Here is a 24657-nt window from a genome sequence, read left to right on the forward strand (position 1 = left end):
GTTCAGCTGGCCCACTGAGTTCAGCGGGGCCCAACACTCCGCCACACGTACCGACGCTCCGGCCGGCCCACTCCGCCATAGCGGAGCTGAACCGTGACCAGGCCTTCCTCGCTCAAGTACTCAAGGTAGCGCCGGGCACTGACCCGGGAGGTTCCCAGGACATCGGCGGCCTCGCTTGCGGAGAGATCCCGGTCCGATTCCTTCAGCAACTGTTCCACCATCCGCAGCGTCTCCGCGCTGCACCCTTTGGGCAGGGGACGTTCACGCCGGCTGAGCCCGAAGACCCGGTTCACGTCGTCCTGCTCGGCCGTGGTCTTGGACGCGGCCAGCGAGCTGTACGCGCGCTGGTAGTGCTGGAGCCGTTCGTTCAGGTCGTCGGCGGAGAAGGGCTTCATTAGGTAGTGGACAATGCCGCCACGGAGTGCGCGGCGGACAGTATCCACTTCGCGCGCAGCCGTAATGACCAGCACGTCAAGCTCCGGCAGTGCCTCCCGGAGCTGATGCAGCAAGTCCAGGCCACTGATGTCAGGCAGGTGGATGTCCAGGAGGACCAGATCCGGTTTCAATCGCCTAGCCTCGTCCAAGGCCTGCGCGCCTGTGTGTGCCACACCGACCACTAAGAAGCCGGGGGTCTGGCGGACAAATCCTGAGTGGACCTTGGCCACCATGAAGTCATCGTCGACTATCAGGACATTGATCATTCGATTGGACTCCGCTTCTTAAGGCTCGCGGTGAACACGGCACCGCCGTCGTTGTGGACGTTCACCTCTCCGCCCCGCCTCAGACAAGCCAGCCGGGTGAGCGCCAGCCCGAAGCCACGACCGCCGTCGGCCGTTATCGCTTTAGTAGTGAATCCCTGCCGGAAGATGTCCGCCATCCGTTCCTCGACCACACCGGGACCGGAGTCCCGCACCGTAATCACCACACTGTCAGGCTCTTCGGCCAACGTCACGCGGACGGTTGCGTCAGGGGAACCCGCGACGGCGTCCATCGCGTTGTCCACGAGGTTGCCGACAATGGTGGTCAAGTCCCTCGAGAGCTGCTCGTCAACGCGCCCAAGCATCGAGTTCTGGTCCAGCTGCAGCGTTACGACCCGCTCGGCGGCCAGGCTCGCTTTAGCGATGAGCATGGCTGCGAGCGCAGGATCGTGGATACGGGAGGTGACGTCGTCATGCAGGCGTGTTCGGCTGAGGCTGACGCCGCTGACGAAGCTGACAACCTCGTCGTATTCCTTGAGCTGGATCAGTCCCGAAATGGTATGAAGCTGGTTGGCGAACTCGTGTGTCTGTGCCCGCAAGGTGTCCGTTGTAGTGCGGGTGGCTCCGAGCTCCTTCTCCAAGGTGGAAAGTTCCGTGCGGTCCCGCAATGTAGTCACTGATCCGATGACCCGCCCATGTGAAAGGACAGGTTTGCGGTTCAGAACCACTACCCGCTCTCCTGCCAGCACCAAACGGTCCGGGTCCGGCTGCTCCGTGGTCAGGACCTCCCGCAACTGCGGTTCCACGCCAAGCTCGTTGAGCTTGCGACCCACACAATCCATCGGCAGGCCGAGGAACTCGCGCGCGCCTTCGTTGGCAACCGTGATCCGTTCGTGCTGGTCCAGGGCGATAACGCCTTCCTTCACGCCATGCAGGATGGCCTCACGATGCTCCACGAGGCCGGCGATCTCCTCGGGTTCAAGGCCGAGTGTCTGCCGTTTCACGCGTCGGGACAGCAGCACGGAACCGGCCGTGCCCAAGGCCAAGGAAACGCCGAGGTAAGTAAGCAGATCCGGTACGGCGTCGCCCAGCCTCTCCCACACCGAAGGGTAATTCCCGCCGACGGCGACGATCCCCACCATCCGGCCCTGGTCATTGAGCACCGGGACATGTGCCACAAGGGATACCTTGCCGTTCATGTTGACGGCGCCGGTCCATGCGCGCCCCAGAAGGACGTCGCTATCACCCAGGTCCAGCAACGTACCAAGCTGGGAGGGGTCAGGCGAAGTCAGGACGGTGCGGTCCGGTTTGGCCAGGATGACGAAACTTGAGCCGGACACGGTCCGGGCGGATTCGGCGACGGCGGGAAGCGCGGCGCCCTGACCTGGCTCCGCACCAGGAAGCAGGGAACGGACCACGGGCATCGCAGCGAGGGATTCGGCGGCTGACAGGGCGCGCCGCCCTTCCACACGCTCGAAGGTCTGCACCGATTGGGCAAGCGAGATGAAAATGACCCCGACCAGCACAGCGAGCACAATCAGCAGTTGCAGCCCCAGGTATTGGCCCGCTAGCGACATCCGGCGGCGGCGCAGGATCCTTCGCCTTCCGGCAGCTTTGAGCACAGGTTTTTTCCTTTCCGCATCGGGGCCAGCCGGGTGCAGGCCATTCTGCTTCGCGGCTTTTCCGCGCGGGGTCTGTTCCATTATCGGCCCACCTGGCGCTTGTGTGACCGTGACCACAATGAACACAACGATCTTTGAGAACACAACAGTGACCTGCATCACTGCCGCCCGTAGCGTGAAGACACTCCCACCAATGATGAGAAGAGGAACACATGCGTCCAATGAACGCACTGCGCGCCATCGCTGTCGCTGCAGGCCTTGCCGTCGCGGCCACCGGCTGCGGCGTGACCGGCGGCGCCGACGCCGGCAAGACGAGCAGCGCCCCTGCCGGACCGCTGACCGGGCTCCGGATCATGGTCCCCAACACCCCCGGCGGCGGCTACGATACGACGGCCCGCACAGCAGCCAAGGTCATGGGTGATACCAAGACCGCTACAAACGTCGAAGTCTTCAACCTTGCAGGCGCCGGCGGCACGGTGGGCCTGGCACGCCTGGTCAACGAAAAGGGCAACAAGGACCTCGCCATGCTCATGGGCCTGGGCGTTGTTGGCGCCAGCTACACCAACAAATCCGAGGCGAAGCTGACGGCCACCACTCCCCTCGCCCGCCTCATCCAGGAACCCGGCGCCATCATGGTCGGCAAAGATTCCCCGTACAAGACCATCGACGATCTGGTGAAGGTCTGGAAAGAAGACCCATCCAAGGTCTCCGTCGGTGGCGGTTCCTCCCCTGGCGGCCCTGACCATTTGCTCCCGATGCAACTTGCCAAGGCAGTTGGCATCGACCCCAAGAAGGTCAACTTCGTCTCCTTCGACGGCGGCGGCGACCTGCTTCCGGCAATCCTTGGCAATAAGGTCGGCTTCGCGGCCTCCGGCGCCGGTGAATACCTCCAGCAGATCAAGTCCGGCGAAGTACGCGTGCTGGCCACGAGCGGCGAGTCACGTCTGGAAGGCGTTGATGCCCCGACACTCAAGGAATCCAAAATCGACCTCGTCTTCACCAACTGGCGCGGCATTGTGGCTCCGCCCGGAGTTTCCGACGCCGACCGCGACCGTATTGTGGACGCCCTGACCAAGATGCACGCAAGCGATGAGTGGAAGGCAGCCCTTAAGACGCGCGGCTGGTCCGACGCATTCATCACCGGCAATGAGTTCAAGACCTTCCTCACGGACCAGGACAAGCGGGTGGCCGACGTACTGAAGGAACTGGGGCTGGCGTGACGCAGCACGCCACCGCCGCCGGTAAGCCGGCGGCACGCAAAGGCCGTTCCGAGCTCGGCATTGCTGCCCTGCTCGGGGCGGCCGGCGCCGTCGTTCTCTGGGACGCATCCCGGCTGGTAGTCCCGTACTCGGTATCAGATCCGGTGGGTCCCAAGACCCTTCCAATCATCATCGGGAGCCTGCTCCTCGTCACTGCCGTGCTGCTGGCTGTCAACGTCTTGCGCGGCGGCCGCGGCCAGGCCGAAGAAGGCGAGGACGTGGATCTGAGCCATCCCGCGGACTGGAAGACCGTCCTGCCCCTGGCTGGCGCCTTTGTCCTGAACATCCTGCTGATCGACGTTGCCGGCTGGGTCATTTCCGGAACGCTGCTTTTCTGGGGCAGCGTGTGGGCGTTGGGTGGCCGCAACTACGTCCGGGACGGGCTGGTCTCCGTGGCCATGGCCCTTCTGACTTTCTACGGCTTCTACTTCGGGCTGGGCATCAAACTCCCCGCCGGCATCTTGGCAGGAATCCTCTGACATGGATACTTTCAATCTGTTGCTACAGGGGTTCTCCACCGCGCTGACCCCCATGAACCTCATGTTCGCGTGCCTTGGCGTGCTCCTCGGCACCGCCGTGGGCGTGCTTCCAGGCATCGGCCCGGCCATGGCTATCGCGCTGTTGCTGCCCCTGACCTACAACCTCGAACCCACCAGTGCGCTGATCATGTTCGCCGGCATCTACTACGGCGGTATGTACGGCGGCTCCACCACGTCCATCCTGCTGAACACCCCAGGCGAGTCGTCCACGGTTATCACCGCAATCGAGGGCCACAAGATGGCAAAGGCGGGCCGGGCTGCACAAGCCCTGGCCACGGCAGCCATCGGTTCCTTCGTGGCCGGCACCATAGGAACCGCGCTTTTGGCCGCGTTCGCCCCCGTGGTGGTGAAGTTTGCGGTGAGCCTGGGCCCGTCCAGCTATCTGGCCATCATGATCCTGGGCCTGTTGACCGTGACTGCGGTCCTTGGAGCCTCCAAGCTCCGCGGCTTCGCATCCCTCGGCCTCGGCCTGGCCATCGGACTGGTCGGCCTGGACCCGGTGACCGGCCAGCAGCGCCTGGTCTTCGGCATCCCCTTGCTGAGCGACGGCCTCGACATCGTAGTGGTGGCCGTGGCGATCTTCGCCGTCGGCGAGGCCCTCTGGATCGCTGCCCATCTTCGCCGCAGCAAGACGTCCACCATCCCGGTGGGCCAGCCATGGATGGGCAAACAGGACTGGAAGCGCTCTTGGAAGCCGTGGCTCCGTGGAACCGCGCTTGGCTTCCCGTTCGGCGCTATGCCGGCGGGCGGGGCCGAGGTCCCCACATTCCTGTCCTACTCGGTCGAGAAAAAGCTCACCAAGCACCCGGAGGAGTTCGGGCACGGTGCCATCGAAGGCGTGGCCGGCCCCGAGGCCGCGAACAACGCCTCCGCTGCCGGGACGTTGACGCCCCTGCTGGCGCTCGGCCTGCCGACCAATGCTACGGCGGGCGTCATGCTTGCCGCCTTGATGCAGTTCGGCATCCAACCCGGTCCGTTGCTCTTCCAGAACGAACCAATCCTGGTCTGGGGCCTCATCGCCAGCTTGTTCATCGGGAATACCCTGCTCTTGCTCATCAACCTGCCCATGGCGCCCTTGTGGGCCAAGCTGCTGCGGATTCCCCGGCCTTACTTGTATGCCGGGATACTGTTCTTCGCAACGCTGGGCGCGTACGCGGTCAACCTGCAGGCATTCGACTTGGTCATCCTGCTGGTGCTCGGTGCACTGGGCTTCGCCATGCGGCGCTTCGGCCTGCCGATCCTGCCCCTGATCATCGGCCTGATCCTGGGTCCCCGGATTGAAGGTCAGCTGCGCAAGGCCTTCCAGCTGAGTGCGGGCGACGTCTCCGGCCTGTGGAACGAACCGGTCGCCGTGGTGGTCTACCTCTTGGTGGCGCTCATTCTTTGCTGGCCGTTGGTGGCCTTGGCCTGGCGCCGCTTCCGGCCGGCGAAGGCAGCGGCTCGGGAGGCGGCCCTTGAGAGGGATCCGCACCAGATCCGCTTGTAGCCCTCAGGTATGCAAAAAGCCCGACGGCGGCAGTCACCTTCCGAGGTGACCGTCGCCGTCGGGCTTTACTGGGCCCACAGCAGCAGGGGTCCCCGGGCGTGGGCCCACGCCGCCAGGGTTCCCTGGCCGGGGGCCCACGCCGCCGGGGTTCCCTGGCCGGGGGCCCACACCGGCGAGGGCCCCTGCCTGAGCTTGCGAAGGCTGGGAGCCGGTGGGGACTTGCGAAGGCTGGGAGCCGGTGGGGACTTGCGAGGCTAGGGTGGCGGTGGGGCTTATCCGAACCGGCCGGAGACGTAGTCTTCCGTGGCCTTCTGGGACGGGTTGTTGAAGATGGTGGTGGTGTCGGCGAACTCGATGAGCTTGCCGGGCTTGCCGGTGCCGGCGATGTTGAAGAACGCGGTCTTGTCGGAAACGCGTGCGGCCTGCTGCATGTTGTGGGTCACGATCACCACGGTGTACTCGTCCTTGAGCTCATTGATGAGGTCTTCGACGGCCAAGGTGGAGATGGGGTCAAGCGCGGAGCAGGGCTCGTCCATGAGGATGACCTGCGGTTCCACGGCGATGGCACGGGCAATGCAGAGCCGCTGCTGCTGGCCGCCGGAGAGTCCGGATCCCGGCTTCTCAAGGCGGTCCTTGACCTCGTTCCACAGGTTCGCGCCGCGCAGGGACTTCTCCACGAGTGCGTCGGCCGCGCCCTTGCTGATCTTCTTGTTGTTCAACTTCACGCCGGCCAGCACGTTGTCACGAATGGACATCGTGGGGAACGGGTTGGGCCGCTGGAAGACCATGCCGACCTGGGTGCGGACGGTCACTGGGTCCACGCCGGGGCCGTAGAGGTTGTCGCCGTCGAGCAGGACTTCGCCTTCGACGCGGGCCCCGGGCAGTACCTCGTGCATGCGGTTCAGGGTGCGCAGGAAGGTGGACTTGCCACAACCGGACGGACCGATGAACGCCGTGACCGATTTGGCTTCAATGTTGATGTTGACGCCTTCAACGGCCAGGAAGCTGCCGTAGTAGACGTTCAGATCCTTGACGTCGATCCGCTTAGACATGGTGTTCCTTCGGTGCTGTGGTTGGAAGTTTGCGTGTGGCCTGGCGGTTCAACGGCCGGCCTTGGGGGCGAAGATCCGGGCTATCAGCCTGGCGCCGAGGTTCAGGAGCATCACCAGGATGATCAGGACCAGTGCGGCGCCCCATGCCCGCTGGCTCGACGGGTCCGGGTTGGACGGCGAGGTCGGGTTCAGGATCTGCGTGTAGATGAACGTAGGCAGTGAGGCCATCCAGCCGCCGAACACGTTGTTGTTGATGGTGGTCGCGAAACCTGCGGTGACGAGGATCGGAGCCGTCTCGCCAATCACTCGGGCGATCGCCAAGGTGACGCCGGACGCGATGCCGGAAATCGCCGTCGGGATGACCACCTTGAGGATGGTGCGCCATTTGCGGACGCCGAGCGCGTAAGCCGCCTCGCGGAGCTCGTTCGGGACGATTTTGAGCATTTCCTCGCTCGAGCGAACCACCACCGGGATCATCAGGACTGAAAGCGCGACGGCGGCAACCGCACCGGTCTTGGTGCCCGGGCCGACCACGGCGAAGAAGAATGCTGCGGAAAAGAGACCCGCCACGATCGAGGGGATACCGGTCATGACGTCGACGAAGAACGTGATGGCACGGGCGAGGGCCCGGTCGTTGCCGTACTCCACGAGGTAGATAGCCGTCAGCAAGCCAACCGGGACCGATATGACAGTGGCGAGCAGGGTGATCTGCACGGTGCCCAGGAGCGCGTGGTAGACGCCGCCGAGGACCTTCGTGCCGTCATCGACGCTCTTGTTGTCGAGGGCACCTGTGACGCCGTTCATGGATGTCGTCAGGAAGCCGGGGGTGATGATGCCCGGGATGCCGTTCACGAGGACGGTCCAGATCACCGAGATCAGGGGCAGCAGCGCAACAAGGAACGAGCCGACGATCAGGCATGTGGCAAGCTTGTCGTTTGCCTTGCGGCCGCCTTCGACGGCTGCGCTCCAGCCGACCAGGCCGATCGTGAAGAGAATGGCGGACACGAGGCCCCAACCGAAGGCGTTGAAGCCGATCAGTGCAAGGATTGCAGCGCCGAGTACCAAGGCGACGGCCAGGACGACATACGGCGCGAAAGCGGGCAACTGGCCCTTGGTCAGTGCGGAGCGTTTGCGCGCTACGGGGGCTGTGACAGTCATTAGTTGGCTCCCGAGAATTCTTTGTGCCTGGAGATGATCCAGCGTGCAATCATGTTGACACCCAGGGTGATGACGAACAACACCAAGCCGGCCGCGATCAACGTACTGACCTTGAGTCCGCTGGCTTCAGGGAAGTTCAAGGCGATTTCCGCGGCGATGGTCTGGTTGCCGGACTGGATCAGGCTTGCGGTCAGTGCGCCGGAGGAGAGGACCAGCGCGACGGCCATGGTCTCGCCAAGTGCACGGCCGAGGCCTAGCATGATGGCGCTCACGATGCCGGGTCGCCCGAACGGCAAAACCGCAATCTTGATCATTTCCCAGCGGGTCGCGCCGAGGGCCAGGGCGGCTTCCTCGTGGAGCTTCGGGGTCTGCAGGAAGATCTCGCGCGACAGGGAAGTGATGATCGGCAGGACCATGACGGAAAGGACGATGCTCGCGGTCAGGATGGTCTTGCCGGTAGCGGAAGCCGGGCCTTGGAAAATCGGCAGCCAGCCCATGTTGCTGGCCAGCCAGCCGTAGGCGGGCGAAATCTGGGGGGCAAGGAATGCCGCGCCCCATGCGCCGTAGACCACGGAAGGAATGGCAGCGAGGAGGTCCACCACATAGCCAAGGCCCGAGGCAAGCCTGCGGGGCGCGTAGTGGGAGATAAACAGTGCAACGCCGATGGCAACGGGAGTTGCAATCACAAGTGCGATGACGGCGGCAATCAGGGTTCCCACCACGATCGGACCGATGTAGGCGAAGAAGCCGTGGCCGCCCTGGATGTCCGCGGGTGGAGCCACAAGGGCCGGAATGGCCTGGATGACAAGGAAAAGTGCGACGCCGAAGAGAACCGCGAGGATCAGGCATCCCGCGGCCAAGGTGGCTCCGGAGAAGACCTTGTCCCCGGCGCGTCCGGCACCTTGGGAAGTGGTCAAGGAGTTGGTGGTCACTTCACGATCCTTCAGATTCACTCAAAAATGGCCAAGTTCCCCGCCCCGTCCGGTGATGTTTCACCAGCGCGGGACGGGGAACGTTGATATTCAAGGGTAGTGGTGACGCGGTCCGCGGCACCACTACTCCATTGTGGTCCTTAGGCCTTGGCCTTGATGGAGTCAACAGCGGCCTTCGCCTTGTCCTGCAGCGCCTTGGAGAGCGGAGCGGACTTGGCGGAGCCGGCAGCAGCCTGCTGGCCGGCGTCGGAGACTACGTAGCTCTCGAATGCCTTGACCAGGTCAGCGGTTTCCTTCTTGTCGTAGGTGGTGCAGACGACGTGGTAAGAAACGAGGACTACCGGGTAGGCCGAGGAATCCGTGGTGGTGCGGTCGAGCTTGATGGACAGGTCGCCGGTCGGGCGGCCTGCAACGGGCTTGCCCAGTTCAACAGCCTTGGCGGCAGCGGCAGCGGAGATCTTGACGAAGTCCGAGCCAACCTTGATTTGCGCGGTGCCGAGCTTGCCGGAAACTGCGGAATCGTCAGCGTAAGTCACGGCACCCGGGGTGTCGGTGACGGTCTTGACGACGCCGGAGGTGCCCTTGGCGTTCTCACCCTTCAGGGAAGCAGGCCAAACGCCGGCTGCCTTGTCGGTCCAGACCGAGGGAGCAGCGGCAGCCAGGTAATCGGTGAAGTTCTGGGTGGTTCCGGAGTCGTCAGAGCGGTTGACCGGGGTGACCTTGAGGTCCGGAAGCGTGACGCCGGCGTTCAGGGCGGCGATTGCCGGGTCGTTCCAGTTGGTGATCTGGCCGCGGAAGATCTTGGCAACCGTGGTGGCGTCGAGCTTCAAGTCCTTGACGTTCGGGATGTTGAAGGCAACGGCGATCGGCGAGACGTAGACCGGGATGTTGATGGCGCCATCGGTGCCGCACTTGGTCTTGGAGGTGGCCAACTCAGCGTCGCTCAGGTAGGCGTCAGAGCCTGCGAACTGCGCGGAGCCGTCGAGGATGGCCTTACGGCCTGCGCCCGAGCCATCCGGGGAGTACTGGACGGTGGCACCCGGGTTGGCGGAAGCGAACGCGGCCTTCCAAGCGTCCATGGCCGCGCCGGTCGAGGAGGCGCCGATGCCGGTCAGCGTGCCGGTGACCTTGACGGCTGCGGCGCTCGGGGTGGCTGCCGGTGCGGCGCCGGTTGCGTTATCTGAACCACAAGCGGTCAGCGCAAGGGCGCCGACTGCGAGGACCGCAATTGCCGCGTTGCGGCCGAAGCGAGTTGCCTTCACTGGGATGTACCCCTTCCAGGGATTCTCTGATGCGTGCCGAGGGAGAAAGTCGGCATACGAAAGATTTGCGTACGTGTTTGTACCTTGATTGACGGTAGGAGCCGCAGGTAACGGGATCGGCGGTCCAAAGTGAACGGGAGATGAACGGCGGCGGACCATTGGTTTACAAGTGCAGCGTCGCCCTTGCGCTTGGCGTGTCATGGGGGATTAAGTGACGCCCCTCACTTCAAGGCTTCCTCGGCGTGCCGCACTCCGTGAGCCGCTCCTGAATAGACTTGAGCCATGACCGCCCCCCAAGGACTTTCAGCAAGCAAGAAATTCCTGCGGGCGCGGCTGCGCACCGGCTTCGTCCGCAGCCGGAACTCCTTGGTTCCGGCCGTCCAGATGACCGTGTGCGCCGTGGGCGCCTACGCGTTCGCTGAATACATCCTGGGGCACAAGGGACCCCTTTTTGCTGCCACCTCGTCCCTGATCGCGCTCGGCTTCTCGCGGGATCCGCGGCTTCGCCGGGTGGTGGAAGTCGGGCTCGGCTGTACCCTCGGGATCGTCATCGGCGATTTGCTGCTCCACTGGCTGGGTTCGGGAATCTGGCAAGCCGCCGTCGTGCTCCTTTTCTCCATCCTCCTGGCCCGGTTCCTGGACAGTGGCTCCATCTTCACCACCCAGCTCGGCCTGCAATCACTTCTCGTGGTCCTGCTGCCGGCGCCGGAAGGCGGGCCGTTCACGCGGAGCATCGACGCCGTAGTCGGCGGGGTTTTCGCGCTGCTCGTCACCATGCTGGTCCCGAAGGACCCGCGACGGGAACCGCGCCAGGACGTCCGCAAACTCCTCCACGAACTCTCGGAGGTCCTCCGTGAGTGTGCCGACGCATTGATCAACAGCGACTCGACCCAAGCCTGGCATGCCCTCATCCGGGGGCGGAATTGCCAGCCCCTCGTGGACCGGATGCGCCAATCCCTCAAGGCCTCCGGTGAGGTGGCCACGCTCGCCCCGGCGTACCGGCGGCACCGCGACGAGTTGACCATGCTGGAGGAATCGCTGGATTCCATCGACCTCGCCCTTCGCAACGGCCGCGTGTTCGCGCGGCGGCTGACGAGTGCCATCAACCACGCAGCCCTGACGGACGAGGCCACGGACAGCATTTCGGAGGCCCTGCAGGACACTTCCGCCGCGGTCGAGGAACTGTCGCTCGGACTCGCGGAAGTGCACGACGGCGCCCGCCGCGCCCACCTGCGAGGCGCTCGGCAGGACTTGGCTGACATTGCCACCCGCCTGCACCCCAAAATGCTGCACGTCCAGAAGCTCGAGGGCGAAACAGTGGTGATGCTCTTCCGCCCGCTCATGGTGGACCTGCTCGAAGCCGCGGGCATGGACCCCCGCGAGGCAAGGGACGTGCTTCCTCCATTGCAGTAAGGCGCACTTGACTGTCCTACCCCTCCACTAGCCTTGTACGCATGGCTTCCAAGACCTCACGCACCTCCAAGACACCCGCGTACAAATGTGCCGAATGCGGGTGGACCACGGTCAAGTGGGTGGGGCGCTGCGGCGAATGCCAGGCGTGGGGCACCGTGGAGGAAACAGGCGTCACAGTTGCGCGTACGACGGCGGCCACAACGGTTTTGGAGCCGGCCCGCCGGATTGCCGAGGTAGACGGCACCACGGCCGCGTTCCTGCCCACCGGCGTCGACGAACTGGACCGCGTCCTGGGCGGAGGGCTGGTTCCCGGTGCGGTCATCCTGCTTGCCGGGGAACCCGGCGTCGGGAAATCCACGCTGCTCCTGGATGTCGCGGCGAAGTTCGCCCGCACGGGCCAGGACGTCCTGTACGTCACGGGCGAGGAATCGGCGGCCCAGGTCAAGCTCCGTGCGGAAAGGATTGACGCGGTCGCGCATACCCTCTATCTCTCTGCGGAAACGGACCTCGGGCAGGCACTGGGGCAAGTGGAGAAGCTCGAGCCGAAGCTGCTGATCGTGGACTCGGTACAGACCCTCAGCAGCGCCGATGTCGAAGGTAGCGCGGGCGGAGTCTCACAGGTCCGGGAAGTCGCAGCGTCCATCATCGCCGCCGCAAAGCGCCGCAACATGACCACCCTGCTGGTTGGCCACGTGACGAAGGACGGCTCCATTGCCGGTCCGCGTCTCCTGGAGCATCTGGTGGACGTCGTGTGCCAGTTCGAAGGCGAGCGCCATTCGCGCTTGCGATTGTTGCGCGCGGTCAAGAACCGCTACGGGGCCACGGACGACGTCGGCTGTTTCGACCTGAACGAAACCGGCATCGAAGGCCTCGCCGATCCCAGCGGGCTTTTTGTGTCGCGGACCCGCGAGCCGGTGTCGGGCACATGCATCACCGTGACCATGGAAGGCAGGCGCCCGCTGCTGGCCGAGGTGCAGTCGCTCCTGGCTGAGAGTGCCAGCTCACAGCCGCGCAGGGCCACGAGCGGCCTGGACAGCTCGCGCGTCGCCATGCTCCTGGCTGTGCTTCAACAGCGGGCCGGCTGCATCCTGCACAAGGACGACTCCTACGTGGCCACTGTCGGAGGGGTGAAGTTGAGCGAACCGGCCACCGACCTCGCAGTGGCGCTTGCCGTGGCCTCGGCGAAGGCGCGCAAGGCACTGCCTCAGCGGCTCATTGCATTCGGCGAAGTTGGCCTGGCTGGCGAGGTCCGTCCCGTGCCGGGGATCAACCAGCGCATCCACGAGGCGCAGCGGCTTGGTTTCACCCACGCCGTGGTGCCCGCCAGCCCCAACGGACCGGGGCCCATCCCGGAGGGTTTCTCGGTCCGCGAAGTGGCACACCTGGCCGAGGCTTTGGAGTTGCTGATCACCTAGCGCCGTGACCGCATAGGAGTTTCGATATCGCCGGTGTCGGCGCGTTCGGCGCCGCAGGTTCCGAGTGCCACCTACGCCCTCTACCCATCGCCGCCTTCGTGTGTGCGCGCTGCGGGTTCGTCGGGCGACGGTCCGGTGTGGAAGATCGGCCAGCAGATCTCGGTGCGCCACTCGGCCGCCTCTGCGCTCTCGTGGCGCCCGACGGGGTAGTACTCGCGGATCGGGCCGTCCACGGCGAGGGCATGTTCAGCGACGTACGTGCCGAGGGCTCCGTAAGCCAGGTCGATATTCGCATGCGGGCCGCGGTGCACAATCGTCGCCAACTCGACCGCCGGGATGACCAGCGCACCGACCCGACCCATGGGGCGCAGCGGTCCGGCGCAAGGCACGAAGATCGTCGCCGGTCCGCGCCCGTGGGTGAACAGGTCTGTACTGAAGATCCCGCCAGCCGGCGCGTCGGCGGCCAGGCCCTGGGCGTCAAGCGTCGCGTAGATCTCACCGAGCGCACCCTGGTACCAGGTCAACGCCTCGGCGACGTCAACGGTCTCGGTGATCGCAGCCGCCGGCGTGGCCGGAACGCTCCGGCGCCCGATCTCGGCCCGGGTGCCGCCCGGCGGGCGGGTAAGCAGGTCGCGCAGCGAGGCGACCGCAGACTGGCTGCGCGCCAACTCCCGCTCCATCTGGTTCAGGTGCGCGGCCAGCAGCGCGTTGCGGGTGTCGAGGTCGGGGGCGGCCAGCACCTTGGCGATCTGCTCGACCGGCATGTCCAAGGCGCGAAAGCGGCGGATGATCTGCGCGGTCGGGATCTGCGCGGTGGTGTAGTACCGGTGGCCGGTATGCCGGTCCACCTCGTCCGGTTCCAGCAGGCCCACCTGGTGGTAGTAGCGCAGCGTCTTCACGCTCAAGTGCGTGGTCCTTGCGAAGTCCCCGATCGGCAGTGTCGCGTCCATGCCTGCCACTATGCCACCTCCCCCAACGGGAGATACACGGGCGCGAGCGGGTCTTGCACCTCTCGTCGGGGCACGCGGCAGGGTTGTCCGTAGAGGCTGATCAGGGCCGCGAGATGAAGGGAGCAAAGTCATGACGACGACCGAGCAGGACAAGGAAGCCATCATCGCCATCGTCCGCGAGATGGCGACGTCGATGACCGGTGCGCAGAGCACCCTGCACTGGGCGTCCGACGTGCTGTGGTTCGACATCCCCCCGTTCGCGTCCAGGGGCGTCCCCCCGGCGCGCAAGCTGTTCGACGACACCTTCGCCAACTTCGAGTCCTGCAACGTCGAGATCCTCGAACTGTCCGCGAAGGTCAATGGGGACATGGGCATCGTCTGCACGGTGCAGAGCACGAACATCGTGCTCAAGAACGGCTCCACCAAGCACGTCATGGCCCGGCAGACCGACTGCTTCGAGCGGCGTGAGAACGGCTGGGAACTGATCCACCAGCACGCCTCCGTCCCGGCCGGCGGCGGGTGGGACGGCAAGATCACCACCGTGTAGGGCCCGATCCGCGACGCGACCGGCCTCCCTGCCGAGCGGATAGGTCCGCGTCCACTGGATCTCGAACGCCCATAAGTAGCACCACCTGAGGTGCCCCGAAGTTGATCCATGCCGTACGAACAGGTGGTCAGCACCTAGTCCACCACTGGACCTGCCCCCTGTTTGAGTTGACAGCTTGGCTCGGAGTGTCGGGCGCGTGAGTTAGCCGTGGCCACCGGAAGATTGTCCCCATGACCAAAAGAAATGTGCTCATTGGGGGACGCCTCTTCTTTGCCCTCCTGACCCTTGTAGCCGTCGGGACGCAGCTCACGGTCCACATCGGCCTGGGCTTTGATCCGTGGAACTTCTTCAGCTACTTCACCAACCTGTCCAACATCTTCGCGTCGGTGGTGCTGTTGATCAGCGGCTACCGCGTGATGGTTTGCAAGCGGCCCAGCGAACTCGACGACGCCACGCGGGGCACTGCAACGATCGCCATGGCCGTTGTGGGACTCGTCTTCGGCGCACTCCTCGCAGGACAAGACCTCGGCTCCTTGCTCCCCTGGGTCAACTTCGTCGTCCACTACCTCATGCCGGTTGTCATGGTTGCCGATTGGCTGTTCCAGCCTCCGCGCTCAAGGCTGACCGTCAAGCACCTCTGGTACTGGCTGCTCTACCCGGTTGCCTACCTCGTCTACAGCCTGGTCCGGGGGTCATTCGTAAACTGGTACGCCTACTGGTTCATCGACCCTTTGCGCGCCGGCGGTTGGGGCGGAGTGGCGGTTTTTGCAGTAGCGATCGCCGTAGGATTCCTCGCGGTGAGCCTCGCCATGCTGGGGTTGGGAAACAAGCTCGAACGCCAAGTGAGCTACTGAACGCCCGCCCCAAGCCCAGGTCCCCACGGGACATGCCCCCTCTTCGAACCAAGGACTGGACATAACAGCATTATGTCCAGTCCTTAGCTCATACGAGGGGAATGTCCAGAGGAGTGCTTCGCGTTTGGAGGACTATTTCGCAGGGTTGTGCGTGCCGATCGGGACCAGCGTGAGCTTCGGGTGGTTCTTCTCGATCCTGCGCAGCGCCCAGACATCGTTGAACAACGCGAGGTATTCGCCGTCGGACCTCAGAAGCACCTCAGCGCCGGGGACGTTTGCGAGCGCCGGCATGGCCTCCGCCGTCGAGATCCTCGCCATCGAGTACGGGAGGCGCTCCAAGCGCATCGGGGCGTTGAAGTCGTGGGCCATGCGGTCTTCCACCACTTCGAACTGCATGGGACCGACAGCGGCGAGGACGGGTGCCTGGTCGCCTCGGACGTCGGAACGGAGCACCTGGATGACGCCTTCGTGCTCAAGCTGTTCGATGCCGCGGCGGAACTGCTTGAAGCGGCTGGGATCCTGGGACCTTGCCACTTGGAAATGCTCTGGGGCAAAGAGCGGAATGGCGGGGAATTCCACTGGTTCGTCCAGGAACAAGCTGTCCCCTACACGGAGTGAGGACGCGTTCACCAAGCCGACGACGTCGCCGGGGTAGGCCTCGTCGATGACTTCGCGTTCGCGCCCGAACACCTGCTGGGCGTACTTGGTGGCGAAGGACTTCCCGGTGCGTGTCTGCGTGACCACCATGCCGCGCTCAAAGACGCCGGAGCACACACGGATGAACGCAACGTGGTCTCGGTGGGCCTTGTTCATGCCGGCCTGGACCTTGAAGACGAATCCGGCGAAGGGAGCGTCAACGGAACGGGGCTCGCCGTCGACGTCCGGGCGGGGTGCGGCCGGGGGCGCGAAATCCACCAAGGCGTCAAGGATTTCCTTGACCCCGAAGTTCAGGGCCGCCGAGCTGAAGAGGATAGGTGTTGCCGTTCCGGCGTGGAAGCTCTCAACGTTGAATTCGAGGTTTGATTCGATCACCAGTCCGGCTTCGTCGACGGCGTCGCTCCAGTTGTTGCCCTGGGCCTCGGCTGCTTCTTCCGGGGTGAAGTACTCGGTGATGGCGATGTTGGCGCCGGCGTTGTTGCGCGCGAACCGTGCGAAGCGGTCATTGCGCAGGTCCCAGACTCCACGGAAGTCGCCCGAAATGCCCACGGCCCAGGTCAAGGGCATGGGCTGAAGGCCGGTGCGTTCCGTGATCTCGTCCATCAGCGCGAGGGCGTCCAGGCCCGGACGGTCCCATTTGTTGATGACCGTGATGATGGGAAGGTTCCGCTGCTTGCAGACCTCGAAGAGCTTCATGGTCTGCGTTTCCAGGCCCTTGGCGGCGTCGACCAACATCACTGCGCAGTCGACTGCGGCCAGGACGCGGTAGGTGTCCTCGGAGAAGTCGGCGTGGCCCGGGGTGTCCAGCAGGTTGATCACAGTGTCCCGGTAGGAGAACTGCAATGCTGCGGAACTGATGGAAATACCGCGGTCCTTCTCCATCTGCATCCAGTCGGAGACGGTTTCCTTGCGGTTGGCCTTGCCGCTCGACGCACCGGCGGTGCCGATCACTTTGGCGTGCAGGGCGAGGGCTTCCGTGAGCGTGGACTTGCCGGCGTCAGGGTGCGAAATGACCGCGAAAGTACGACGCCGGGAGGCCTCATGGTGAATTTCCTGGACTCGGGCGGGGCTCAGGACTTCTTGGGACACGGTGCTACTTTCGCTGCGATCTGGGCGTTGCCCGCATTGAAACGACGGGCCGAACGTGGAATGGAGGCTGGGTACGGCCCCGTGCCGGCCGGGGGCCAACTCAGGGAGCGGCACGATTTGCGCGCCAGCCAAGATACCAAGTTTATCGCAGCCGGGGACTCCGCCGGAGGCAGGGTCCCAAGGCCGGCGCTTAACAGGATCGAAACGAGGTGCACAAACCTCCGAAATCACCTGCCGATAGTTTGAATTGAAAGGCGGGAGCTCCAGCTCGCGTTGGAGCCATCCGCCAGGAAGAACACCCGAGCAGCCGACGATGGCATGAAAGGAACAGGCATCAATGAAACCAGGGAATGACTTGTTCTACGATCCCCTCGGCCCCTCCCCCGCAACGTACCCCGCGGCGAATCCCCCGGCGAGCCTCGCCGCGAACCCTCCCGGGTTCACGGAAGCGAACTCCGCCGCGGCCAGGAGCCGGCTCCGGCAAGGGCACCGCCCGGACGCCGGCAGAGGGGCAACCCACTCTCCCGCGAGGCAAACGCATCCGGACACTGGAAGGGCGGCGGCCCGGGAAGCCGCGTTGCAGAGTGTGCGACGCGACCTCGAGCGGCTCGCGCGGCTTCGGACGGCCCCCTGAGGTCCCAGTGACCAAGTTGAGGGTCCCGGGGACCGAGCTGAGGGTCCGGGGACCGATCTGAGGGTCACGGGGACCGAGCCCAAAGTGGCGGTCGGGCGGCCGCCGTCGAACGCGTTTCGAAGCACCCGCCACATAACCTTCTTTGGGGCACTTTAAGGCTTGCCCGTGCGGTTGTTGCCGGTCTATACCTCTATCATTGAGCTTGCGGGAAACCTGGCATTTTTATCCCGTCGACTCATTGCTGAAAACCGGCACACTTGCGGGCGCGCCTGCGTGCACCTTTGAAGGGAACACCTATGGCTCGGAGCCCCGAAGATTCGCTCAAGGCGACTCTGGGCAGGGTGGCCCCCGGAACACCTTTGCGCGACGGCCTGGAACGCATCCTCCGTGGGCGCACTGGCGCCCTGATTGTGCTGGGAACGGACCGGACCATCGAATCCATCTGTTCCGGCGGCTTTGAAATCGGCATCGATTTCTCCCCGACGCGGCTGCGCGAACTCGCGAAGATGGATGGCGCCATCATCTGCGACAAGGACGCCGGGAACATCCTTCGTGCCGCGGTCCAGCTTGTGCCGGACTCCAGCATCGAGACCCAGGAATCAGGAACGCGCCACAGGACGGCCGAGCGCGTGGCCATCCAGACCGGAGTTCCGGTGATTTCGGTCAGCCAGTCCATGCAGATCATCGCCCTCTACGTCAACGGCTTGCGGCACGTGCTGGAGGGCTCCGAGAAGGTCCTGGCCCGCGCCAACCAGGCTCTCGCAACCCTCGAACGCTACAGCGCCCGCTTGGACCAAGTCACCAGCGCCCTGTCGGCCCTCGAAATCGAAGCCATGGTCACCGTCCGGGATGTGGCTGTGACCCTTCAGCGCCAGGAAATGGTCCGGCGCATTGCCGAGGAAATCGCACAATATGTCCTGGAGCTTGGCGAGGACGGCCGGTTGCTCTCATTGCAGTTGGAGGAGCTCACCACGGGCCGCGGGCCGGGCAGCGACGTGATCATCCGCGACTACGCGGGTGCCGATGCCTCGCCGGAGGACATCGACGGCGCGGTGCAGGCCCTTCTGGATCTTGGCCCTACAGAGCTGATTGATCTGGGCAAGATTGCCGGGATCATCGGTTTCGCCGGAGGCATGGACGTGCTCGACGCCGGTGTGCAGCCGCGCGGCTACCGCCTCCTGTCGGGGTTGAAGTCCGTTCCGAAAGCCGTGGCCGACCGTTTGGTGGAGCACTTCGGCGGACTCCAAAACCTTATGGCCGCCACTATCGACGACCTCATGACCGTGGACGGCATCGGCGACCAGCGCGCCCGGACCGTCCGCGAAGGGCTCAGCCGCATGGCCGAAGCCAGCCTGCTGGACAGGTTCCTCTAGCGCAGCTCGAAGACGGCTTTGGTGCTCGCCTTGTTTCCCAGGACGGCCTTGAAGGTGTACGTACCGGTGGCTGGCTTGGCAGAGATCACGCCGCAGCCTTCCGTCGTCCGGTTGCGTTGCCACGGGAAGTTGGCCGTCTCGCTCTTGCCCGGATCGATCTGCTTCACGAGGTCATCGCCCTTGGCCTGGCAGTCCTTCGAGGAGAAAATCCGGTCCTCGCCACTCATCACCAGGAACTCCATCTGGGACGTGCCGACATTGACCTGGCACGGTGCCGTTCCGCCGTTGGTGATCTTCATGCTCAGCACGGGGTTCTGCCCGGCCGCATAGGCAGGCTGGTCCGTGGACGCCGTTACCGTCACCAGATTGAGGTCGCACACCGGGGTCGGCGCGGGCGTTGTAGTGGGCACAATTGGATCAGTCGAAGGAGCTTGGACCGCGGGGGCCGCCGCACCCGCGTCGTTCTTGGAGATTCCGGAATCAGCCTTGCTCGCAAGGGATGAACTCATGGCCACGACCCCGGCCACGAGCATCGCAAGGACCAGCAGGAGGGCACCGAAAACTACCAGCCTCCGACGCCGGTAAACGGCAGGGCTGGTCCGGCGCCTTTGAGGCCTGGCCCCGTTTGTCGGACGGTTTGCGCCTGCGGTCCGGGCAGGGCTGTTTGCCGACGACGACGTGCGCGCCCTCGGCGGTTGCTTGCCCTTGTTGACCATGCTTCTAGGCTAGGCAACGCAGGGCCTTGATGGCGCCGCACCACGCCGCCAGGGCCCGATCGGGGCCAGTATGACCTACGTCATCCCCGCGACTCCACTACAGTGGATGGCAGGAATCGGCCGCCATCAGGGCCTGCCACGAACCGCAGCAAGGATCTTCATGTCACTGCCCGGCTCCGCCGAGATTGCCAGCGCCGCTGAACTTGCCGGCACCCATCACCTCACGGACCTGCATCAGTCCATGGACCGCTGGTTCTCCGAGGTGGCCCGGGTATTGCCATGGAGGTCACCGGACTGCAGCCCGTGGGGAATCCTGGTCAGCGAGGTGATGCTGCAGCAGACGCCGGTAGTTCGTGTCTTACCGGTGTGGGAAGACTGGATGGAACGCTGGCCGGAACCTGCGGATCTCGCGAGGCAGCCCTCGGGCGAGGCCGTGCGACATTGGGGCAGGCTCGGTTATCCCCGCCGCGCGCTCAGGCTCCACGCGGCCGCCGTCGCGATCGTGGAACAGCATGGCGGCAAGGTGCCGGATACACACGCATCGCTGTTGAGCCTTCCCGGCGTCGGCGACTATACGGCCGCGGCGGTGGCTGCTTTTGCGTTCGGGCGACGCGAAACCGTGGTGGACACGAACATCCGGCGAGTGCATGCCCGGCTTGTTTCGGGACTTGCGCTGCCGGCGCCGTCGCTCAGCGCGTCGGAGATGCGCCTCGCCCAATCGCTCATGCCCGACGACGTCGGGCTCTCCGTCCGCTGGAACGCTTCCGTCATGGAACTCGGAGCGCTGGTGTGCACGGCCCGCTCCCCCAAGTGCTCAGACTGCCCCGTCCGCGACTCCTGTGCGTGGCTTGCCGCAGGTGAACCGCCGCCGACATACACGCCCAAAGGCCAGGCGTGGCACGGCACGGACCGGCAGCTGCGGGGTGCCGTGATGGCCGTATTGCGCGTGGCCGATTCGCCGGTAGCCCCGGAACTGTTCGAGCGCCCCGCGGCTGACCTCGGTTTCGCGGCCGAGGGCGCGGCCGTACCGCTGGCTGCCCTGCACCGCTTGAATTCGGCTCCGGAGCAGCTCGAACGCGCCCTCGAAGGGCTCCTGCGCGACGGCTTGGCAGAGATGCACGACGGCGGACTGCGGCTCCCTGCCTAGGCCTCCGTTTGCGCGGCTTCGTTCACGCCGTGGCCGGTTTGCGCGGCGGCTTGCGGGCTAGAAGGTAGGCCTGCGGGGTCTTCTCGTGCATTTCGTCCGGTTCGCGGAGAAGCTGCGCGTCCACGACAAAGCCGGCCCGAAGGAGGAGTTCCGTGATGCGCTCAGGCGGCAAGCGATAGGCATCGAGATCGATCTCGTGGCCATACGCGAAGTCCAAATGCCTGGGCTCGTCACCGGCCTGAAACGCGAGAAGCAGCAAGCCGCCGTCCAGGAGGGTCCGGTGGAATTCCGCGAACACCGCCGGCAAACGGCCCGGCGGCGTGTGGATGATCGAATACCAGCCGACGATGCCACCCAAGGTGCCGTCCGCCAGCTCCAGCGCCTCCATCGACCCTTCATCAAACTGCAGGCTGGGGTGATCGCGGCGGGCTACTGCCACCATCTCCGGCGATAGATCGATGCCGAAAGCCGCCAGGCCGAGCGAATGCAGGTGCGCGGTGATCCGTCCAGGTCCGCAACCGATATCGGCAACAGCACCGCCTCCGGAAGACCCCACGAGCTCGGCAAAGGTGCCAAGCATGGCCCGGTCAAATGGTTTTGCCTCGAGCTCGTTGCGCAGGAGATCAGCATAGTCGGCAGCTACTGTGTTGTAGGCGGAGCGAGTGGCATGCACGTCCGAGGGTTCAGTCATGCAAAGAACCCTATTCTTTGCGGCCGGCTAATTTTTTGCGCCCGGCCGTGACCCGGTCCTGACCGCCTCGGAAGTCGACGTGACCCGGCCGTGAGGTCGCGGCGCGGCAACGATCCGCAAATGTCGGTAACGATGTGCCTGCCAGTTGCAGGCCTCCCGTTCCGGGCCACGGCAGCGGGATTATCCTCAAGTATGCGCAGGTTGTGGGCCGCCATCGCATTGACCACGACGGCGGCACTCTGGTCGGGATGTGAACCTCAAGTCACCGCTTGCCCGGCAATTGCCATGGCCCCGGTGGTGTCCCTGACAATCACGGCGGAATACGCGCCGACGGTGAAAACCGTCCATTTGAAGGCGTGCCAGGACGGGAAATGCCGCGAGGCCGATTTGGATTTGCGCCCAGGCAGCGTGTCGGTCCCCCAATCCTGCAGCCCTGAACCCGACGGGTCATGCTCCGCCGTCACGTCACCGGATGGCACCCGCTACGGCTTCCTGAACATGGGAACACTGACGTCCTCACCCATCGATGCCGAGGTGACCGGCACGGACGTAAACGGCGGGACCTTGCCGCCCTGGACACTCGACTTCACACCCAAAACCGCGAAACCCTGGGGCGAGCAGTGCCAGACCACCATCACGGCGAGCCTGCTGCTCGATGCCCACGGTCTCCGGCAGTCCTGAATCCCAAACCCCGCGCGGCGTTCAGGTCTCGCCCCGTCAGATCTCGCCGAATCCCTGTTCCACCAACCGCCTGACATACTCCACGGCTTTCGATGAGTCTGTGCCCCAGGCCTCGACCCTGAGCTTCCCGCCCTTGCCTACTGCGAGGCTCATGAGTTCCATAATGGATGTGCCATCGACGCCGTTTACTGTTGCCTCGACATCCATGCCGGCCAGTCCACCTGCAATCTTCGCCGCAGGCCGGGCGTGCATTCCCATCGGGTTTACGAGTTCGAACTCGCCGCTTTCCGCCGGTTGACCCCTGCCTTCGGATTGAGACGGCGCCTCGGCATCAAAAACAGGCTCCGGGCCGAATCGAACGGCCTCGGCGGCGGCCTTCACCGCGGCGGCCAATGCACCACCCTGGGTCGCCACCGCCGCGGCAACGAGGCCCTCCACCAAAGGAGCGTCGGCAAGGAGGACCTTTTCCGGCTCGCTGGAGAACTCGACTGCTGATTCTGCCGTCATGACGGCCGAACCGAGGTCCGTCAGGACCACCACGCCATCCCCGGAAGCCTCCGCAAGTCCTGCCTCGAATGCGGTGATCGTTTTCTCCAGGTCCGTCCCAATCCTGCCATCGTCCGTGCCGCCTACAGCGTAGAACCGCACATCGGGGGCCATCTGCGCGGCCAATTCCACTGCCCCCTCCGCGATCTTCCGGCTGTGTGAGACCACCACTAAGCCCACCGTCATTCGGCGGACCCCTCGGGGAATCCCGCCGCGGTGGCGGCCGCGCGCAACAGCAAAGCAGAAGACGCGGCCCCCGGATCGCGGTGACCGGCGCTGCGTTCACCGAGGTAGCTGGCGCGACCCTTGCGGGCTACCAACGGATCAGTCGTGACGGCTCCAACCTCGGCAGCCTCGGCCGCCGCAGCCAGCACTGCAACAGCATCTCCACCGGCCACCAGGACCTCGTCCGCCGCTTCCACCGCCGGAGACCAGGCATCCACCATGGTTTTGTCACCTAGCTCCGCCTTCCCGCGGGCAACGATTCCGTCCCGTGCCGCAGTCAGTGCACCCGCTAGCGCTGCCGCATCAATGTCGGCGTTTTCTCCCAGCGCCGTGGCCGCCCGAAGATACGCGGTTCCATACAGCGGTCCGGCGGCCCCGCCCACTTTGGACATCAGGGCCATCGCAGCCAGCTTCAGAGCTGCGCCGGGTGTTTCGGGAGGAGTTTGTGCAAGCTTCTCCATGACGGCCTGGAATCCTCGGTCCATGTTTTCGCCGTGGTCCGAGTCGCCAATCGCACGGTCCAATGCAATCAATTCCTCCCGATGCTCGGCCATGAGCCGTGCGGAGAGTGTCAACCATTCGACCGCCCATTCGACCCCCAGGCCCACCGTCACATCCCCCAACGCAGGGCTGGAGTGTGGACGGGCGCGTCCCAAAGGGCGGTGAGTTCGTCATCAAGACGCAGTACCGAGATGGAGCAGCCCTGCATCTCAAGGGACGTGACGTAGTTGCCCACGAGTGAGCGCTCCACTTTGGCTCCTCTTTCCGTGAGGATCTGGGCCGCCCGGCGGTAGACAATGTACAGCTCACTGAGCGGCGTACCACCCATGCCGTTGACGAAGAGCAGCACCTCTTCACCGGCCTTGATCCCGAGGTCCTCCAGAACGGGGTCCAATAGGCGGCTGGTGATGGCGTCGGCTCCCTCCATGGCGATCCGGTGCCGCCCCGGCTCACCGTGAATGCCTATGCCGATTTCTATTTCGTCGTCGGCGAGCTCAAAGCTGGGTACCCCGGCATGCGGCACGGTGCAGCCAGACAAAGCGACGCCCATAGTGCGCACGTTGCGGACAACTCCCTCCGCTACACCCGCGACAGCTTCCAGGGAATCCCCGCGCTCGGCTGCGGCGCCTGCAATTTTTTCGACCAGCACGGTGCCACCCACGCCGCGTCGGCCTGCCGTGTACAGCGAATCCTCCACTGCGACGTCGTCGTTGACGAGAACCGAGCGGACGCTGATTCCTTCAGCCTGGGCCATCTCTGCCGCAGTCTCGAAATTCAGCACGTCACCGGTGTAGTTCTTCACAATGTGTATGACCCCGGCCCCGGAATCGACGGCCGCGGTGGCCGGAATGATCTGGTCCGGGGTGGGCGAGGTGAATACGGCGCCCGGCACGGCGGCGTCGAGCATTCCGTGCCCGACAAAGCCGGCATGAAGCGGCTCATGGCCGCTCCCTCCTCCCGATACAAGCGCCACCTTGCCGGCAACCGGCGCTCCTTTTCGAACGACGAAGATAGGGTCCGTATGGACGTCCACGAGATCGGCATGGGCCATGCCGAATCCCTCGACAGACTCGTCCACCACCGAGCGGGGATCGTTGATGAGCTTTTTCATGGCGCGCTCCTGGGGCGTTGCTGGTAGGTGATTTGACCCTACTACCAGCGCCCCGGGCACGGTAGGGGAATGGTACGTATGTGGGAACGTGCAATACAG

General features: G+C 64.8%; 24 protein-coding genes. 11 read left to right on the forward strand and 13 right to left on the reverse strand.

Annotated elements, in window-relative coordinates:
* Positions 1-20: 20 nt before the first annotated feature.
* Both AC1DJW_RS22395 and AC1DJW_RS22400 read right to left on the reverse strand, forming a co-directional pair.
* The gene (locus AC1DJW_RS22395; protein WP_284754333.1) at positions 21-701 is read right to left on the reverse strand and encodes a response regulator; all 681 of its coding nucleotides are present in this window, start codon (positions 699-701) and stop codon (positions 21-23) included.
* The gene (locus AC1DJW_RS22400; RefSeq protein WP_476902557.1) at positions 698-2275 is read right to left on the reverse strand and encodes a sensor histidine kinase; all 1578 of its coding nucleotides are present in this window, start codon (positions 2273-2275) and stop codon (positions 698-700) included. Before AC1DJW_RS22400 ends, AC1DJW_RS22395 begins: the two co-directional genes overlap by 4 nt.
* A 257-nt stretch (positions 2276-2532) precedes the next feature.
* Here AC1DJW_RS22400 and AC1DJW_RS22405 point away from each other — a divergent pair, with 257 nt between their 5' ends.
* The 3 genes from AC1DJW_RS22405 to AC1DJW_RS22415 are packed head-to-tail and all read left to right on the forward strand — an operon-like array spanning position 2533 to position 5604.
* Complete coding sequence (locus AC1DJW_RS22405; protein ID WP_390282930.1) at positions 2533-3540, forward strand: Bug family tripartite tricarboxylate transporter substrate binding protein; 1008 nt, start codon at positions 2533-2535, stop codon at positions 3538-3540.
* Positions 3537-4058 carry a tripartite tricarboxylate transporter TctB family protein gene (locus tag AC1DJW_RS22410; RefSeq protein WP_459340958.1) on the forward strand — a complete coding sequence of 174 codons (522 nt, stop codon included), beginning with the start codon at positions 3537-3539 and terminating at the stop codon, positions 4056-4058. The genes AC1DJW_RS22405 and AC1DJW_RS22410 overlap by 4 nt, the downstream gene beginning before the upstream one ends.
* Position 4059: 1 nt before the next feature.
* Positions 4060-5604 (forward strand): tripartite tricarboxylate transporter permease, encoded by a 1545-nt coding sequence (locus AC1DJW_RS22415; protein ID WP_476902542.1) that lies wholly within the window; start codon positions 4060-4062, stop codon positions 5602-5604.
* Between the two features lie 272 nt (positions 5605-5876).
* On the opposite strand, the gene pstB is transcribed toward AC1DJW_RS22415, so the two are convergent.
* The 4 genes from pstB to pstS form a co-directional block, all read right to left on the reverse strand.
* Positions 5877-6656, reverse strand: a complete 780-nt coding sequence (gene pstB / locus AC1DJW_RS22420) for a phosphate ABC transporter ATP-binding protein PstB (RefSeq protein ID WP_184740670.1) — start codon at positions 6654-6656, stop codon at positions 5877-5879.
* Positions 6657-6704: 48 nt separating this feature from the next.
* Positions 6705-7814 (reverse strand): phosphate ABC transporter permease PstA, encoded by a 1110-nt coding sequence (gene pstA / locus AC1DJW_RS22425; protein ID WP_284754327.1) that lies wholly within the window; start codon positions 7812-7814, stop codon positions 6705-6707.
* Positions 7814-8746: a phosphate ABC transporter permease subunit PstC gene (gene pstC / locus AC1DJW_RS22430; RefSeq protein ID WP_284754325.1), complete on the reverse strand. Its 933-nt coding sequence runs from the start codon at positions 8744-8746 to the stop codon at positions 7814-7816. Before pstC ends, pstA begins: the two co-directional genes overlap by 1 nt.
* Positions 8747-8886: 140 nt before the next feature.
* Complete coding sequence (pstS, locus tag AC1DJW_RS22435) at positions 8887-10008, reverse strand: phosphate ABC transporter substrate-binding protein PstS (RefSeq protein WP_284754323.1); 1122 nt, start codon at positions 10006-10008, stop codon at positions 8887-8889.
* A gap of 282 nt (positions 10009-10290) precedes the next feature.
* On the opposite strand from pstS, the gene AC1DJW_RS22440 reads away from it, so the two are divergent.
* Both AC1DJW_RS22440 and radA read left to right on the forward strand, forming a co-directional pair.
* Positions 10291-11421, forward strand: a complete 1131-nt coding sequence (locus tag AC1DJW_RS22440) for an FUSC family protein (RefSeq protein ID WP_476902543.1) — start codon at positions 10291-10293, stop codon at positions 11419-11421.
* 41 nt (positions 11422-11462) lie between these two features.
* Positions 11463-12836, forward strand: coding sequence for a DNA repair protein RadA (radA, locus tag AC1DJW_RS22445; protein ID WP_476902544.1), 1374 nt, complete (start codon positions 11463-11465; stop codon positions 12834-12836).
* An 80-nt stretch (positions 12837-12916) separates the two neighbouring features.
* Here radA and AC1DJW_RS22450 read toward each other — a convergent pair whose 3' ends face one another.
* Entirely contained in the window at positions 12917-13786 is an 870-nt protein-coding gene (locus AC1DJW_RS22450; RefSeq protein ID WP_476902545.1) for a MerR family transcriptional regulator, read from the reverse strand.
* Between the two features lie 130 nt (positions 13787-13916).
* On the opposite strand from AC1DJW_RS22450, the gene AC1DJW_RS22455 reads away from it, so the two are divergent.
* Both AC1DJW_RS22455 and AC1DJW_RS22460 read left to right on the forward strand, forming a co-directional pair.
* Positions 13917-14333 carry a YybH family protein gene (locus AC1DJW_RS22455; protein ID WP_476902546.1) on the forward strand — a complete coding sequence of 139 codons (417 nt, stop codon included), beginning with the start codon at positions 13917-13919 and terminating at the stop codon, positions 14331-14333.
* Positions 14334-14563: 230 nt separating this feature from the next.
* Positions 14564-15187, forward strand: a complete 624-nt coding sequence (locus AC1DJW_RS22460; RefSeq protein ID WP_476902547.1) for a Pr6Pr family membrane protein — start codon at positions 14564-14566, stop codon at positions 15185-15187.
* Positions 15188-15319: 132 nt separating this feature from the next.
* Here the strand turns inward: AC1DJW_RS22460 and AC1DJW_RS22465 are convergent, their stop codons facing one another.
* Positions 15320-16933: a peptide chain release factor 3 gene (locus AC1DJW_RS22465; RefSeq protein ID WP_284754314.1), complete on the reverse strand. Its 1614-nt coding sequence runs from the start codon at positions 16931-16933 to the stop codon at positions 15320-15322.
* A 337-nt stretch (positions 16934-17270) separates the two neighbouring features.
* On the opposite strand from AC1DJW_RS22465, the gene AC1DJW_RS22470 reads away from it, so the two are divergent.
* Positions 17271-17567, forward strand: a complete 297-nt coding sequence (locus tag AC1DJW_RS22470; RefSeq protein ID WP_476902548.1) for a hypothetical protein — start codon at positions 17271-17273, stop codon at positions 17565-17567.
* A gap of 296 nt (positions 17568-17863) precedes the next feature.
* Positions 17864-18940, forward strand: coding sequence for a DNA integrity scanning diadenylate cyclase DisA (disA, locus tag AC1DJW_RS22475; RefSeq protein ID WP_284754312.1), 1077 nt, complete (start codon positions 17864-17866; stop codon positions 18938-18940).
* Here disA and AC1DJW_RS22480 read toward each other — a convergent pair.
* Positions 18937-19656: a hypothetical protein gene (locus AC1DJW_RS22480; RefSeq protein ID WP_476902549.1), complete on the reverse strand. Its 720-nt coding sequence runs from the start codon at positions 19654-19656 to the stop codon at positions 18937-18939. The two genes, disA and AC1DJW_RS22480, sit on opposite strands and share 4 nt — an antisense overlap.
* Before the next feature lie 160 nt (positions 19657-19816).
* Between AC1DJW_RS22480 and AC1DJW_RS22485 the strand changes: the two genes are divergently transcribed.
* Entirely contained in the window at positions 19817-20803 is a 987-nt protein-coding gene (locus AC1DJW_RS22485; protein WP_476902550.1) for an HhH-GPD family protein, read from the forward strand.
* Between the two features lie 22 nt (positions 20804-20825).
* Here the strand turns inward: AC1DJW_RS22485 and AC1DJW_RS22490 are convergent, their stop codons facing one another.
* The gene (locus AC1DJW_RS22490; RefSeq protein WP_476902551.1) at positions 20826-21494 is read right to left on the reverse strand and encodes a class I SAM-dependent methyltransferase; all 669 of its coding nucleotides are present in this window, start codon (positions 21492-21494) and stop codon (positions 20826-20828) included.
* A gap of 120 nt (positions 21495-21614) precedes the next feature.
* On the opposite strand from AC1DJW_RS22490, the gene AC1DJW_RS22495 reads away from it, so the two are divergent.
* The gene (locus AC1DJW_RS22495; RefSeq protein WP_476902552.1) at positions 21615-22175 is read left to right on the forward strand and encodes a hypothetical protein; all 561 of its coding nucleotides are present in this window, start codon (positions 21615-21617) and stop codon (positions 22173-22175) included.
* A 36-nt stretch (positions 22176-22211) separates the two neighbouring features.
* On the opposite strand, the gene dhaM is transcribed toward AC1DJW_RS22495, so the two are convergent.
* Genes dhaM through dhaK form a run of 3 tightly spaced genes read right to left on the reverse strand, consistent with a single transcriptional unit; the run spans position 22212 to position 24558 of the window.
* The gene (gene dhaM, locus AC1DJW_RS22500; protein WP_390282917.1) at positions 22212-22907 is read right to left on the reverse strand and encodes a dihydroxyacetone kinase phosphoryl donor subunit DhaM; all 696 of its coding nucleotides are present in this window, start codon (positions 22905-22907) and stop codon (positions 22212-22214) included.
* Complete coding sequence (dhaL, locus tag AC1DJW_RS22505) at positions 22904-23554, reverse strand: dihydroxyacetone kinase subunit DhaL (protein WP_284754498.1); 651 nt, start codon at positions 23552-23554, stop codon at positions 22904-22906. The genes dhaM and dhaL overlap by 4 nt, the downstream gene beginning before the upstream one ends.
* A gap of 2 nt (positions 23555-23556) precedes the next feature.
* A complete protein-coding gene (gene dhaK / locus AC1DJW_RS22510; protein WP_476902553.1) occupies positions 23557-24558 on the reverse strand; it encodes a dihydroxyacetone kinase subunit DhaK in 1002 nt (333 codons plus the stop codon).
* Positions 24559-24657: the final 99 nt, after the last annotated feature.

The sequence above is a fragment of the Arthrobacter sp. 05L417 genome (assembly GCF_056397865.1).

Bases quoted from the DNA above. Each gene is read 5' to 3' on its own strand.
- AC1DJW_RS22480 (WP_476902549.1), bottom strand. From the start codon at position 19,656: ATGGTCAACAAGGGCAAGCAACCGCCGAGGGCGCGCACGTCGTCGTCG.
- AC1DJW_RS22490 (WP_476902551.1), bottom strand. From the start codon at position 21,494: ATGACTGAACCCTCGGACGTGCATGCCACTCGCTCCGCCTACAACACA.
- AC1DJW_RS22460 (WP_476902547.1), top strand. From the start codon at position 14,564: ATGACCAAAAGAAATGTGCTCATTGGGGGACGCCTCTTCTTTGCCCTC.
- dhaM (WP_390282917.1), bottom strand. From the start codon at position 22,907: ATGACGGTGGGCTTAGTGGTGGTCTCACACAGCCGGAAGATCGCGGAG.
- AC1DJW_RS22495 (WP_476902552.1), top strand. From the start codon at position 21,615: ATGTCGGTAACGATGTGCCTGCCAGTTGCAGGCCTCCCGTTCCGGGCC.
- AC1DJW_RS22440 (WP_476902543.1), top strand. From the start codon at position 10,291: ATGACCGCCCCCCAAGGACTTTCAGCAAGCAAGAAATTCCTGCGGGCG.
- pstB (WP_184740670.1), bottom strand. From the start codon at position 6,656: ATGTCTAAGCGGATCGACGTCAAGGATCTGAACGTCTACTACGGCAGC.
- radA (WP_476902544.1), top strand. From the start codon at position 11,463: ATGGCTTCCAAGACCTCACGCACCTCCAAGACACCCGCGTACAAATGT.
- disA (WP_284754312.1), top strand. From the start codon at position 17,864: ATGGCTCGGAGCCCCGAAGATTCGCTCAAGGCGACTCTGGGCAGGGTG.
- AC1DJW_RS22405 (WP_390282930.1), top strand. From the start codon at position 2,533: ATGCGTCCAATGAACGCACTGCGCGCCATCGCTGTCGCTGCAGGCCTT.
- AC1DJW_RS22415 (WP_476902542.1), top strand. From the start codon at position 4,060: ATGGATACTTTCAATCTGTTGCTACAGGGGTTCTCCACCGCGCTGACC.
- AC1DJW_RS22450 (WP_476902545.1), bottom strand. From the start codon at position 13,786: ATGGACGCGACACTGCCGATCGGGGACTTCGCAAGGACCACGCACTTG.
- AC1DJW_RS22395 (WP_284754333.1), bottom strand. From the start codon at position 701: ATGATCAATGTCCTGATAGTCGACGATGACTTCATGGTGGCCAAGGTC.
- dhaK (WP_476902553.1), bottom strand. From the start codon at position 24,558: ATGAAAAAGCTCATCAACGATCCCCGCTCGGTGGTGGACGAGTCTGTC.
- AC1DJW_RS22400 (WP_476902557.1), bottom strand. From the start codon at position 2,275: ATGTCGCTAGCGGGCCAATACCTGGGGCTGCAACTGCTGATTGTGCTC.
- AC1DJW_RS22455 (WP_476902546.1), top strand. From the start codon at position 13,917: ATGACGACGACCGAGCAGGACAAGGAAGCCATCATCGCCATCGTCCGC.
- AC1DJW_RS22485 (WP_476902550.1), top strand. From the start codon at position 19,817: ATGTCACTGCCCGGCTCCGCCGAGATTGCCAGCGCCGCTGAACTTGCC.
- pstA (WP_284754327.1), bottom strand. From the start codon at position 7,814: ATGACTGTCACAGCCCCCGTAGCGCGCAAACGCTCCGCACTGACCAAG.
- AC1DJW_RS22470 (WP_476902548.1), top strand. From the start codon at position 17,271: ATGAAACCAGGGAATGACTTGTTCTACGATCCCCTCGGCCCCTCCCCC.